At 30.4% G+C, this 14,999-nt stretch carries 10 protein-coding genes; 9 read left to right on the forward strand and 1 reads right to left on the reverse strand.

Annotated elements, in window-relative coordinates; genetic code table 11:
- Position 1 precedes the first annotated feature (1 nt).
- The 9 genes from NQ543_RS00485 (at position 2) to NQ543_RS00525 (ending at position 13,584) form a co-directional block, all read left to right on the forward strand.
- Positions 2-304 carry a transposase gene (locus NQ543_RS00485; protein ID WP_004610048.1) on the forward strand — a complete coding sequence of 101 codons (303 nt, stop codon included), beginning with the start codon at positions 2-4 and terminating at the stop codon, positions 302-304.
- 17 nt (positions 305-321) lie between these two features.
- Positions 322-1,191: an IS3 family transposase gene (locus NQ543_RS00490; RefSeq protein ID WP_004610770.1), complete on the forward strand. Its 870-nt coding sequence runs from the start codon at positions 322-324 to the stop codon at positions 1,189-1,191.
- A 56-nt stretch (positions 1,192-1,247) separates the two neighbouring features.
- Complete coding sequence (locus tag NQ543_RS00495) at positions 1,248-1,613, forward strand: group II intron maturase-specific domain-containing protein (RefSeq protein ID WP_259935716.1); 366 nt, start codon at positions 1,248-1,250, stop codon at positions 1,611-1,613.
- A 658-nt stretch (positions 1,614-2,271) separates the two neighbouring features.
- A complete protein-coding gene (locus NQ543_RS00500; protein ID WP_050752831.1) occupies positions 2,272-8,754 on the forward strand; it encodes a discoidin domain-containing protein in 6,483 nt (2,160 codons plus the stop codon).
- Between the two features lie 128 nt (positions 8,755-8,882).
- Positions 8,883-9,122, forward strand: coding sequence for a hypothetical protein (locus NQ543_RS00505; RefSeq protein WP_004610767.1), 240 nt, complete (start codon positions 8,883-8,885; stop codon positions 9,120-9,122).
- Between the two features lie 124 nt (positions 9,123-9,246).
- Complete coding sequence (locus NQ543_RS00510; protein WP_004610766.1) at positions 9,247-10,068, forward strand: putative manganese transporter; 822 nt, start codon at positions 9,247-9,249, stop codon at positions 10,066-10,068.
- A gap of 99 nt (positions 10,069-10,167) precedes the next feature.
- Positions 10,168-11,133: an L-lactate dehydrogenase gene (locus tag NQ543_RS00515; RefSeq protein WP_004610765.1), complete on the forward strand. Its 966-nt coding sequence runs from the start codon at positions 10,168-10,170 to the stop codon at positions 11,131-11,133.
- Positions 11,134-11,242: 109 nt separating this feature from the next.
- A complete protein-coding gene (locus NQ543_RS00520; protein ID WP_004610764.1) occupies positions 11,243-12,076 on the forward strand; it encodes an N-acetylmuramoyl-L-alanine amidase in 834 nt (277 codons plus the stop codon).
- Between the two features lie 59 nt (positions 12,077-12,135).
- Positions 12,136-13,584, forward strand: a complete 1,449-nt coding sequence (locus tag NQ543_RS00525; protein ID WP_039904777.1) for a S41 family peptidase — start codon at positions 12,136-12,138, stop codon at positions 13,582-13,584.
- Between the two features lie 48 nt (positions 13,585-13,632).
- On the opposite strand, the gene NQ543_RS00530 is transcribed toward NQ543_RS00525, so the two are convergent.
- Complete coding sequence (locus tag NQ543_RS00530) at positions 13,633-14,910, reverse strand: polysaccharide deacetylase family protein (protein ID WP_004610762.1); 1,278 nt, start codon at positions 14,908-14,910, stop codon at positions 13,633-13,635.
- Between the last annotated feature and the right edge of the window lie 89 nt (positions 14,911-14,999).

The following is a 14,999-nucleotide window of genomic DNA, read 5'->3' on the forward strand; positions in this document are numbered from 1 at the left end:
TATGGCTAAAAAGAAACAAATCGATAAACAATTTAAAATTGATGCTGTTAATTATAGGAAGCATCATCCTGAACTTACCATGGCTGAAGTAGCTAATAATCTTGGAATCTCATTAAGTTCTATTCATCGCTGGATCAAAGAATATTCATCAAACAGCGATGATGAAAGCAAGGTATTTAGAGGTTCTGGTAATTATTCCAGTGATGATGCAAAAGAACTAGCAAGATTAAAAAAAGAAAACAGGGATTTAAGAGATGCTGTTGAAATATTAAAAAAAGCTATGAACATTCTCAACAGCCAGTAAGTATTCTTTATAGAGCATTGGACGAATATATTGATAAAGATGCTGATTCTAATAAGGTTTCGATTAGAGCAGTAACCAGAATATTAAATATTTCCAGAAGCGGTTTTAAATCATGGAAGCATCGTAAAAAATCCCATCAGCAATTGCACAAAGAACGAATCAAAGAAATGATTCTAACTATTTATCATGAAAACAAAGAAATTTATGGAGCACCAAAAATCATCTATATCCTGCGGCAAAAAGGAATAAAGATAAGCATGAAAACAGTCAGTAATTATATGCGTGAGATGGGAATAAAAGCCTGCTATATAAAACACTGGACAAAAACAACGATTTCTAAAAATTACACTGCAGATTTAAAAAATCTGCTTAAAAGAGAATTCAATCCAGACAGGCCAAATGCTTTCTGGTGTACAGACATAACCTATATCTGGACCTATGATGAGGGTTTTGTTTATTTAACAAGTGTAATGGATTTATATTCAAGAAAAATCATATCCTGGGTATTAACTAAAGATATGAAAGCCGAATCGGTAATAGAAGCAATAAATATTGCAAAAGCACGAAGAAATATTGAAAAACCGCTTGTGATCCATAGCGATCGTGGAGTGCAGTTTACAAGTGAAGAATATCAAAAAATAACGATGAAAATGGAAAGAAGCTATTCAGAAAAGGGAACTCCATGGGATAATGCGTGTATAGAATCGTTTCATTCACTGATAAAAAGAGAATGGCTAAATCGATTCAAAATAATGGATTATAGACAAACATATCAATTAGTATTTGAGTATATTGAGACATTTTATAACACAGTAAGAATTCATAATCATTGCGGTTATATGAGTCCAAATAATTATGAATCAGAATTTTTCAAATGTAGAAGTTAAATAGAAAAATTTCTATTTAACTGGTACTTTTTCTTGACATAGTACCAATAAGGGAAATTACCAAAAGAAATAGACCAATAACAAGTAAACAACTTGTAAAAGAACTTGAAATGTTTATAAGCGGATGGGTCAATTATTATAAGATAGCTGATATGAAGAAATATCTTAAAGAAGTTGACTCATGGATAAGACGAAGAATAAGAATGATATATTGGAAAAGATGGAAATTGGTAAGAACGAAGTATAGGAATATACAAAAGCTAGGTATCAATAAAAGTAAGGCATGGGAATGGGCAAACACAAGAAAAAGCTACTGGCACATAGCCAATAGCTTCATACTCTCTAGAACACTAACAAATGAGGTATTAAAAATATACGGATTTATAAGTACACTAGATTATTACAACTCTATAAACTTATGAAACGCCGTGTAGGGAACCCTACGCACGGTGTTGTGAAAGGGGCGAAAGATTATAATTCTTAGCCCCTATTCAATTGTAAAAATTTGTATTTTTTAATAAATAAATGTAATCATTTACATTTATTTAAATAGTTAATAAATGAAAATACTTATTATCTTAAATAGTGCATGATTAATAGGTGATTAAGTAAATAAATAATGTACACTGCAAGATGTTTATAATATATTAGTTCATATATAGGTTAAATCTAATTTTATACGATATATTCAGGATATTTTACTATTTTGATGGGAATGAATGTATGTAAAAATCGAAAAAATTTAAATTATGTTAAATTATTTGAGCGTTTTTACTAAATTGTGTAAAAGTGCAAATTTATTTTTAAAAATTTTAAATACTATTCACTAGTTTTGATATATTATTATAGAGGATAATGAAACCCATTACATTTGAGGTATGCAATTATCGCATCAGTTTGCTGTTAAGATAACGCAGTGACTGAAGTATCACTTTTCTATTGATAAAAGTTTATGTAATAAGTATTTATACTATACTTAAATCTATTATAAGAAAGGAGATGTTAAAAACTAAAATTTATTATAAAGCTATGTTATAAGAGAAATGTAAATTCATGGGATTTAGAGAAAGGGGATATAAGATGAATAAAAAGACATTTCACAAAATTAGTGTTTGGTCATTAGCTGCGATGATGTCACTTTCAACAATTAGTACAACTACTATTGGTTTATCGGCTAAAAATGCACTAAATGATCAAATCAGTACATTAGAGGTTGATGAAGCTGGTTATAATGTGTTAGGTGCGGTTACATCTGCTGTGGTTGATGGCAATAAAGTTGATTTAACTATTAGAACAGGTGAAAAAATTCGTTTTACATTCTTAGAACAAAATGTATTTAGAATGTATATGGCTCCTGAAGGAGAAGAGTTCCAAGAATATCCAACACCTAATGGAAGTGATCATACTGCAACTATTACAAATAAAACAGATGATCAATATAAAGCTGAATATGATGTAGTTCCTGAATTAACAGATGATGGAGATAAATATACTATTTCAACTGATAAAATTAAATTAGAAATAGTTAAAGAAACTTCATTAATGAAATTAATGAAAGCTGATGGAACAGTTGTATGGGAAGAAGCTGCACCATTAAAATATAAATCAGGAAGTACTGTTCAAACATTAAAAACTAATGAAAAAGAATATTTCTTTGGTGGAGGGACACAAAATGGTTACTTCTCACACAAAGGTAAATCTATCAAAATTGTAGCTACAAATACTTGGGTTGATGGATCAGTAGCCAGCCCTAATCCATTCTATTGGTCAACGGATGGTTATGGGGTTGTAAGAAATACATGGAAACCTGGTCAATACGATTTTGATTCAAAAGGTGACGGAACTGTTACAACTACTCATAATGAAAAAAGATTTGATGCTTATTATTTTGTAGATGATAGTGCTGAGGATATTTTAGGTGATTACTATGAATTAACTGGTACACCTGCTGAATTACCTGAATATGCTTCATATTTAGGGCATTTAAACTGCTACAACCGTGATTACTGGTTAGAAGTACCAGAAGGAACTAGCGGAGCAGTTAAATTAGGTGATAAATGGTATAAAGAATCACAATCTGATAATGGTGGAGTTAAAGAAACATTATTAGGTGGTAATACTACAGCTCAACAAGTTATTGAAGATCACAAAGCAAATGATATGCCTTTGGGTTGGTTTGCTCCAAATGATGGTTATGGTTGTGGTTATGGTCAAGCAGATACTCAAGCTGGAGATATTGATAACTTAAAAAACTTTGCTGATTTTGCAAAGGCAAATGGGGTTGAAACAGGGTTATGGACACAATCAAATTTATGGCCTGCTGATCCAAGTAACCCTCAAAAAGGTGAACGTGATATTTATAAAGAAGTTGAAGCTGGTGTTCATGCAACTAAAACCGATGTTGCTTGGGTAGGTCCTGCATACTCATTTGCTTTAAACGGTGTAAGTGTTGCTTATGATGCAATCGCTTCTAGATCTGGATTAAAACCAGCTATTGTTACTTTAGATGGTTGGGCAGGTACTCAACGTTATGGTGGTATTTGGACTGGTGACCAATCAGGAGGAAATTGGGAATATATTAGATTCCATATTCCAACTTATATTGGAACAGCTTTATCAGGTCAACCAAATGTAGGTAGTGACATGGATGGAATCTTTGGTGGAAGTAATAAAATTATTAACACACGTGATTTCCAATGGAAAGCATTCAGTACATATATGTTAGATATGGATGGATGGGGATCTAATCAAAAAACACCTTGGGCTTTAGGTGAAGATGTAACATCTATCAATAGAACTTATTTAAAATTAAAGGCTCAATTAATGCCATATATTAATACAATTTCACATGAAGCAACTGCTGAAGGTGGATTACCAATGATTAGAGCAATGTTCTTGGAAGAAGAAAATGCTTATACTTTAGGAACTGCTACTCAATACCAATATATGTGGGGAGATAATTTCTTAGTAGCACCAATTTACCAAAACACAGCTGCTGATGCAGAAGGAAATGATGTTAGAAATGATATCTATTTACCTGGAACAAGCGATGTATGGATTGATTATTTTACAGGAAAACAATATCGAGGTGGACAAGTATTAAATAACTTTGATGCTCCTATCTGGAAATTGCCATTATTTGTAAAAAATGGGTCAATCATTCCTATGTATGCAGAAAACAATAACCCTGAAGCAGTATCAGAAACAAATACAGATGGTCTAGATAGATCACAACGTATTGTTGAATTCTATCCATATGGTTCAACACAATTTGAAGCATATGAAGATGATGGTAAAACATTAGGTGGAGCATCTAGTAAAACTTTATTAACTTCTGATGTTAAAGATGGAATTGCTACTTTAAAAGCAGAAAAATCAGTAGGAAGTTATTCTGGAATGGTAAAAGAAAGATCTACTGAATTTGTAGTAAATGCTTCAAAAGCACCAACAAAAGTAACAGGTAATGTTGCTGGTAAAGATGTTGTATTTACAGCTGTTTCAACTCAAGAAGAATATGATGCGGCTAAAGGTAATGTATACTTCTATAATGAAAATCCTTCTGTAATTGTTAAAGATTATGCAACTGAGGGAACTAAATATGCTAATATTGAAGAAACAACAACACCAAAATTATATGTAAAATCTGCTGAAAAAGTAGATATTACTGAATATGACTTCACTGTAAATGTTGAAGGATTTGAAAACACTCAAGATTTAGGTGAAGATATTGAAGATTCATCAGTAGCTGTTCCTACAAACTTTGTAGAACAATCAAAAACAGATTCTGAAATTATTCTTGATTGGGATGATATGGAAGATGCGGTAAGTTACGATATTGAAGTAGATGGTACAGTATATAGAAATATTTTAGATTCTACTTATACACATAGTGGATTAAAATATTTAACTGATCATACATATCGTGTGCGTGCAGTAAGAGCTGATGGTCATTATTCTGCATGGTCTCAACCACTTAATATTCAAACTGATGATAATCCATATCGTAATGTGCCTAATTTTACTGCAGATTGGAGCTATGGAGATTCATGGGGAGATTTAGAAGATGCATTTGACCATAATACAAATACAATGTTCCACTCAACAAAAGCTGTAACTCCAGATCAAATGATGACATTAGACTTAGGAGCGGCTTATCAACTTGATAAATTGACTTACCAACCACGTATGGATAACAAAGGTAATGGTACTGTTACACGTATGGATGTCTATGCAAGTTTAGATGGTATCAATTATACAAAAGTATGGGATGGAAAAGAAAATGCTGCTTGGACATACTCAAGTAGTATGGAAGATCCAGATATTAAGGAAGTTACGTTAAATGGTGTAAAAGCACGCTACTTAAAATTAAGTGTTTTAGAATCAAAAGGTGGATTCTTCTCTGCTTCTGAAATTACACCATATAAATTAGATGGTACAAATGCTTGGGTTGTTGGTGATGTTAATAACTCAGGTAAAGTTGACAATAATGACTTAACATTCTATGAAAACTATGTTGGATTGAAACCAGTTGATAACGATTGGGAATATTCAACATTAGGAAATATTGATAATAACCAAATTATTGATGCCTATGATATTTCATTTGTATCTAGAATGTTAGGTGATGAACCTGTAAATCCTTCACAAGCTGCAAAAGGTGTTGAAGGTAAGATTGAAATAGTTCCTTCAAAAACAGATATTAAAGCTGGAGATGAAGTAACATTAGACTTTTATGGAATTGGTTTAAAGAACGTTAATGCATTTAGTGTTGAAATGCCGGTTGATACTGACTTATTTGAAGTAACTAATTTTGGTAGCGCCTCATTATCAACAGTATTTATGAGAAACTTCTCAAAAACTAGATTCCATAATGATGGTTCAGTTGATAACTATGTATGTTTCGCTAATGAAGGAACACAAGAATTAATTAACGGAACTGGAAGTCTTGCTAAAGTTACAATTAGAGCTACTCAAGATTTTAATTGGGATACAAAAGCTACACAAGCAATCGTAGTTGGTCAAGATTTATCAAAAGCTGATGCTTTGATTGATATTACACAAGAACCAACAGCTCCAGAAACAAAAGATGTCTTAGGATTAAATGATATCAAAGCTATTACATTTGATAATGATAAAAAACAAGGCATGGATGGTAGTGAATTATGGCAACAATCTAACTGGAAGGAATTATTATTTGATGGTGATAAATCTGGAACACTTGCAGAATTCAAATGGTATTTAAATACTTATCCTGAAGCTGGAGATATTGCTGAAGAAGTAAAACTTCCTACAGATATGAATTTTACATTTAATGAAGCAGAACCATTAAAAACAATTAAAGTTTATAACCGTGTAGGTGGTAACGGCTCTGTAACAAGTATTAAAGCAACTGCTTATGCTGGTGATACAGAATATGATTTAGGAACTATTAATGAAAATAGAGAAGTGTTTGAATTTACAGTTCCTAAAGAAGCTACAAATATCGATCGTGTAGTAATTACACCATTAACAAGTACTGGTACAGCTACTGGAACAACTACTGGTAGTGAAACAAACCGTATGTTATCATTACGTGAAATTGAATTTGAAACTGATAGTGCAGTAAAAGCTACAGGTATTGAATTCACTAAAGATAGTGCTGATAGTGTATACACAGGTGCGATTGCAGAAGTATCTGCTGTTGTAACACCAGATAATGCAAGTAATCCATTCTACGAAATTACAAGTAGTGATGAAACTATTGCAAAAGTAATTAAAATTCCAATGGAAGATAAATATATTTATGCAGTTCAAGGTATTAAAGAAGGAACAGTAACTTTAACTGCAACATCAGAAGATGGACAATTTACTGCTACTAAAGAATTTAAAGTTGTTGAAGGTGTAGATACGTCTGTATTACAAGGACAAATTGATAAGTTTGAAGATTTATATGAAAACTTATATACAGTTGAAAGTTATGCTAAAGTAAAAGGATTAGTTACTAGTGCAAAAGAATTAATTTCTTCAAAAGACGTAACTCAAGCTGCTGTTGATAAAATTACAATTGACATTGTTAATGCAATGAAAGAATTAGAATTCAAAGGTTCTAATACTGATCAACCATCTAGTCAAAACTTAATTCCTCAAAATACATTAAAACGTTATGATGAATCAAGTATGTCTGCTGCAGAAAAAGAAGATGCAAGTTATACAATTGATGGTAAAACAGATACAATTTGGCATTCAAATTACAATTCAAGTTATAAATTACCACAATATGTAACTATTGATTTAGGTGCTGTTTATGACTTAGAACAAGTTAATATGTTACCACGTCAAAATAGTCGTAATGGACATATTACACATTATCGTATTGAAGTAAGTACTGATGGAACTGCATTTACACCAGTTGTTGAAGGATATCTAGAAAATGATGGTAATTCATTGACTGATCCTGGTAAAGAAAAAGAAATTAAATTTGATACAACAAAAGCTCAATATGTAAGATTTATTGCAATCGAATCATTAGGTGATAGAAATAATGCATATGCATCTATCGCTGAATTAAACTTCTATGGAACTACTGAAAGTGGAGAAGTAGAAACAGTAAATAAAGCTGCATTAGAAGCAGCAGTAACTACTGCAAATGCACTTAAAGAACAAGGAGCATTAAACAATGTTATTCCTGCGGTAGTGGCAGAATTCAACGCAGCACTTGCAGAAGCTGAAGGAATTTTAGCTGACTCAAATGCTGATCAAGTTACAGTTGATGCTTCATTCTTCCGCCTTGCAACAGCTATTCAAATGGTAGACTTTGTAAAAGGTGACAAAACAGAATTAATAAAATTAGTTGAAGAATATAGTAAACTTGAAGAAAATAATTATACTACAGCTTCATGGGAAGTATTTAAAGGTGCATTAGATGCAGCAATCGCTGTTAGAGATGATGAAAATGCCTTAGAATATGAAGTAAAAGAAGCATTAAATAACTTAAAAGATGGATATGCACAATTAGTTGTTGTTGCTGATAAGACAGCATTACAAGCAATGGTAGATAAAGTTAATGGATTAGATGAAAAATTATATACAGAAGCATCATGGGCAAAACTTGCTGATCCAATGGCAAAAGCTAATGAAGTGCTTGCAAATAAAGACGCAACTCAAGATGAAGTAAATGCTGCTTATGAAGCATTAGTAAGAGCATATCTAGAATTGAGATTAATTCCAAATAAAGATTTATTAGAAGATTTAATTAATAAAGCACAAAGCTTTGAAGCTGCTAATTATACAGCTGATTCTTATGCAAACTTACGTTCTGCATTATTAGTTGCTCAATCAACATTAGCAAATGAAAGTGCTGATGAAGCTGCAGTTAAAGCTGCTGTAGAAGGATTACAAGCAAGCATTGATGCTTTAGTACCAGTTAGTGCAGACAATAATGTTGCTTCTGGTGATAAAGTAAATGCTGGTGATAAGACTGCTATTGCAACAGGTGATTCAACAAGTATGTTATCATCAATTGCTGGTTTAGCATTAGCATCTATTGCAATGTTCGGTGCAAAAAGAAGAAAAAAATCTAAATAATTAAAATAATCAATATTTTAAAGAAATAGATTTTATTTAGTAAAAAGGGGAATTGGATCTATGGAGATAATTCCTCTTTTACTTTATCTTTTATTTATGATAAAATATTTTGGAATGGAGTGTTTAATATGAAAAAGAAATCAGCGATATTATTTTATGTATTATCTGTTTTATTTTTAATCATAACTATATTTGTAACTGCATATGGTTGGATAAACTTAGCTAGTTCAGCACAACAAGCTGGAGTATCATTACTAGAACAATGGGTAGTGGTTGCTCAAACATTGTTAGCTACTTCTGGTGGTTTCCTTGCTTTTACATTTATCTTTTTAGGAATTGGTTTAATTTTAAATAAATTAGATAAATAGATAGAATTTGATGATTTATTAAGTAAATCATCTTTTTTTATTGTTTTGATATAAAAGTATAATAATTGCAAATATTTAATATTATGATATTATATGATTTAATTTATAGAATTGGGGTGCAGAAATGGAAATATTAATTGAACCGATTGAAGAATCATTAGTAACATTACCAATATTATTTATTGCCTGTTTGTTAGTTGAGTATCTATCAAATAAAGATATAACTAATAAAATCTTAAAATATGATAAAATAGGCCCATTTATTGGATCGATTGTAGGTTGTATTCCACAATGTGGTTTTTCTGTTGTTGCAGCAAAATTATATTCAATGAAATATCTTACAACTGGAACTTTACTGGCTATATTCATTGCTACAAGTGATGAGGCTTTAGCAATTTTAGCAATTCATCTTAATTTATGGAAAGTGCTAGTAATATTAATTATTGGTAAAATAGTATTAGGAACATTAGTAGGATTAATAGTTGATTATTTTGAACATAGAAATAGAGATGATTATGAATATTTGCAAATTGCGCCATGTGACTGTGGTTGTAAAGATGGAATAGTTGTACCAGCTTTAAAACATACATTTAATATTTTTGTCTTTATTTTATTAACAAATATAGTTTTTACTGTCCTAATTACATATATAGGTGAGGAAAATTTAAGTACGTTGTTGAAAACAAATATGCAATTTCAGCCTATTATTGCTGGATTAATAGGTTTTATTCCTAATTGTGCAGGTTCGGTAGTCTTAACGCAATTATATGTAAGTGGTGGTTTAAGTTTTGGAGCATTATTTACAGGTTTAACTACAAGTGCTGGGGTAGGAACATTAGCATTATTAAAATATAGTGATAATAAAAAAATTTCCTTTAAAATATTAATTATTTCATATTTAGTTGCTTTAGCAGCTGGTTATATAATTTCAATTTTAGGATTTTAGTAGTATGTTTATTTTTATTTTGGTGATAATAAATTATAGAGCATATTAGATGACAAAAACAATAATAATTATTATTATTTAAATATAGGAGGGAATCACATGGAAAGAAATGATGATTTAAAGAAAGTTGTATTAGTTGGAACAGGCTTGGTGGGGATGTCAATGGCTTATTCTGTATTAAATACAGGAGGAATAGATGAGTTAGTATTGATTGATATCGATCAAGAAAAAGCAGTTGGAGAAGCAATGGATATTAGCCATGGGCTTCCATATAGTAAAAGTAGTTTAAAAGTAAAAGCTGGTGATTATAGTGATTGTAAAGATGCTGATATAGTAGTAATTACTGCCGGTGCAGCTCAAAAACCAGGTCAAACAAGATTAGAGTTAGCAAGCATCAATGCTAAAATTATGAAATCTATTACACGATCAATTATGGATACTGGTTTTGATGGAATTATTATTGTTGCAAGTAACCCAGTTGATCTAATGAGTTATGTAGTGCAAAAAGTATCAGGTTTACCTACTAATAGGGTAATTGGAAGTGGTACTATTTTAGATACAGCAAGATTAAGATATTTATTGAGTGAACATTTAAATATTGCTTCAACAAATATTCATGCTTATATTTTAGGTGAGCATGGTGATTCTTCATTCGTTCCATGGATGAACACTTATATTGGTTGCAAGAGTATGATGGAATATGTTGTTGAAATGGGTATTGATATGAATGAAATGCATAATATATATAAGGAAGTACAACAAGCAGCATATGAAATTATTAAAAGAAAAAATGCTACTTATTATGGAATTGGATTATCTTTAAATCGTTTAATTACAGCTATTTTAAGTAATGAAAATGCGGTTTTGACTGTTTCTGCTTATCAACAAGGAGAGTATAAGCAAGAAGGCTTATATATTGGAGTACCTGCAATAATTAATCGAAATGGTGTTTCTAAAATCATGACATTACATTTAAATGATGTTGATCAAAGTAAATTTGATAAGAGTTGTGAAACATTAAGAGAAATGATTGATAATGAATTAAATGCAATTATTAATAGTTAATAATTTTACAAAAATTATGTCTAGATAATTTATCTAGACATTTTTTTATAGTCTTTAAAAACTAATAAAATCGTGTTAAATTATATGTAATAGTTAAAAGGGGAAGAGTATGAAAAATATAATAAAATTATTATTTATAAGTCTATTAGTTACAGGTTGTGTCAATCAAGAGCAACAAAAAGATATAATTAAAACAAATATTTTAAAGCAACAAGAAATATCATATATAACTAATCAAAGAGAGATAAAGTTACCTGAAACAATCAAAGAACCACAAGAACCAATTAATCAAGAACAGGATTTATCTGTAATTAAAAATAATCATTTAATTGTAATTGATGCGGGACATCAGGCTCATGGAAATAGTGAACAAGAACCAATTGGACCTGGAGCTAGCGAAACAAAAGCAAAAGTAACTACAGGTGCAACAGGGGTTGGTACTGGTAAGTTAGAATCTGTGATTAATTTAGAAGTTGCAATAAAATTACAACAAAAATTAGAAACATCAGGATATCAGGTAAAAATGATTCGAACTAATCAAGATGTTAATATTTCTAATCGTGAAAGAGCGATGATTGCTAACGATAGTAATTGCACCGCTTTTATTAGATTACATTGTAATAGTGCTGATTCTAGTAGTGTTAGTGGAACATTAACAATGGCACCATCCTTAAATAATCCTTATTGTAGTCAAATTGCTAAGGCATCTTATAATTTATCGAAATGTATTGTGGATAATATTTGTAGCCAAACAGGGAGTAGAAATCGTGGCGTGATGATTAGTGATACAATGAGTGGAATTAATTGGTGCACAGTACCAGTAACAATTGTAGAAATGGGTTTTTTATCTAATTATGAAGAAGATAAATTATTAGGTGAGAGTAGTTATCAAGATAAAATTGTTGATGGAATAGTAAAAGGAATTAATGCTTATATGGAATGATAAATTTTTCTATGTAATCTTAAAATTATATGCTAGAATATATAAAGTGGGGTGAAAGCATGGAAAAAAATATAGAATCAAGGCCACAACCAAAAAAGGTAATAAAAAAAAGACGAATAAAAGAAATTCTTTTCATCGTTTCAATGATTATTTGTTTAGGAATTGGCTTTATCTTTGGTTATATAATCAATAATCAAAATAATAATATAATAAAAAGTAGTGGTGATACTACTATTTTAGATGAAGCATATCATATCTTAAAAAATGACTGGTATAATCCAAATGATACAAAAGTTAATATTGAAGGTAACTCAATTGCTGCTTTAGTAAGTTCCTTAGAGGATATTCATTCATCATACTTTACCTTTGAGGAATCATTAGCATTTAATCAAAGTGTAGATGGTAATTTTGATGGTATAGGGATTGGGTTTATAAGTTTAAATAGTGGGATTCTTGTTACTGAAGTTTATCCAAATAGTCCGGCTAGTGCCAGCAATATTAAAGTAGGTGACATTATTAATAAAGTTGATAATACTGATATTATAGGTAAAGATAGCGAAGAAGTAAAAAAACTAGTTCGTGGTGAAGCAGGAACAATAGTTAAATTATCTGGATATCGAAATAATGAAAATTTTGTTGCTGATGTAAAAAGAGGTAATGTAGAAACGGCAGTAAATGGTGAAATAAGAGAAGAAAATGGAAAAAAATTTGGTTATATTGAAATTACGACATTCGGGTCATCAACCGGTGAAGAAGTAGAAAATTATTTGGAACAGTTTGTTGATGCAAAAATTAATAATATTGTTTTTGATTTACGAGGTAATGGTGGGGGCTATTTAGTAGCTGCTAATGATGTGTTAAATTTGTTTGTTGATAAAGGTCAAACAATGTATCAAATGAAAGAAAAAAAAGGTGCTGCTCAAAAAGCTAAGGCATCTGATGGACCAAAATATAATTTTCCTAATAGTTATATTTTAGTTGATGGACAGACTGCTTCTGCTTCAGAAGTTGTTGCTGGGGCACTACAGGAACTATGTAATTTTAAATTAGTAGGAAGCCAGACTTATGGAAAAGGAACTGCTCAAACACAGAAGCAATTAAGTGATGGTTCTGTATTAAAATATACTTATGCTCGTTGGATGTTACCTAGCGGTAAATGGATTAATGGTGAGGGATTAACGCCTGATTATTTAGTTGAAAATACTGATATTAGTGAAATTTCAACTAGAGTAATTGAAAATAATTTAAGCTTTGATTGTGTCGATAGTAATGTTAAATCACTACAAAAAGGATTAAAGATATTAGGTTATGATTGTAAAAGAGAGGATGGTTATTTTTCAAATGAAACTGTTGCAGCTTTAAAGCAATTTGAAAGTACCAATAATTTAACAGTTGATGGAATTTATCAAGATCATGATAAAGATATTTTATTAAGTAAATTACTTATTTTTATTGATGAACCGGCTAATGATTATCAATATAAAAAATTACTTGAAATTATGAATTAAATATAAAAACAAAACCAGCTAAAACTATTAGTTCAAGCTGGTTTTATTTTAACGTATAACATTTTTCAATTCTTTATATTGACTTAAGGTTTCCAACGTTACAAACTGGTAGCCATTTCTATTTAGTTCCTCTAATGCCATCTCTAATCCATCTATCGTAAATGTATGAATATCATGTATCAATATTACTGCTCCATCAAATGCTTTGTTTACTATTGTTTCCTTTATTTTACTTGCATTCTTTACTTTCCAGTCTTCTGTATCTAAATTCCACAGTGCTATCTTCATTCCATTATCTGCTATTACCTGTTTTGCTGTTTCATTCACTGCTCCATATGGTGGTCGGATGATTTCTGGTTCATATCCTGTTATTTTGAATATCTCATTTTGTGTATCTACTATCTGTTTTTCTATTCCATTTGCATCAAGTTTTCTGAAATCCGGATGATCCCATGAATGACTCCCTATTTCAAATCCTTGTTCATATACTGTTTTTACTATTTCTGGATACTGTTTTACATTCTTCCCTAGCATTAAAAAAGTTGCTCTTCCGTTATATTTTTCAAACAGTTCTACTGTTCTTATTGTATTGCTTTTATGGGGTCCGTCATCTAATGTTATTGCTATCATTTTTTTATTTGGATCTATTTTGGGCTGTGCTGCTGGTTCTTTTACATCTAACGGTGCTTCAGATGGAATATTTTTATTTGCCAGCCTGATCAGTTCTTTATTTTGCTCATAATTTATTTCTATTTTTTCTTTGTCATTGTTATAAATTATTAGATTTTTTTCCCCGATTTTAAGTTCTGTATGTTCAGGTTCAATTTCAGCTATTCCGTTGATATTTGCTAATGCTCTTTTATAAGATCTTCTTAGACAGTCATTTACACTAAGCATCTTTTCGTTATTTAAATCATAAGCAAAGCGTTTAGTTTCAGTAGCTGTTTTTTTATTATCTTCGTTATATCGCTCAACTGTAAATGAAAGATTAAGATACTGGTCAAATACTTTATCAGTTGAATAATCCATATAAATAATATCTTTACTATCTTTATTGTTTTTTTGATGATTAAGATATTCTGTGTAGTAATCATTGATAATGCGATTAAGTTTTTTACTTTCGGTTTTTGGATAAAATAGAGAAACATACAGCTTATCACTTTCTTTACTATAATGCATTACTTCTCCAGTATCCTTATTGTCGGTATTATACTGATTATAGGCATCATATTTGTTATTTTTAATAACAAACCACCCAATACTAACTATCAGTATTACTGCTATCAGAATTACTATACTTAATATTTTCTTTTTTCTTTGATCCATATTTACTAATTTATAAGATTATAGTTATTAAATTTAATTGATATAATCTTATTTTTTCCTTTCTCCAAAATTCAATAATATTATACATA

The sequence above is a fragment of the Thomasclavelia spiroformis DSM 1552 genome (assembly GCF_025149465.1).
GTDB classification, from domain to species: Bacteria; Bacillota_I; Bacilli_A; order Erysipelotrichales; family Coprobacillaceae; genus Thomasclavelia; species Thomasclavelia spiroformis.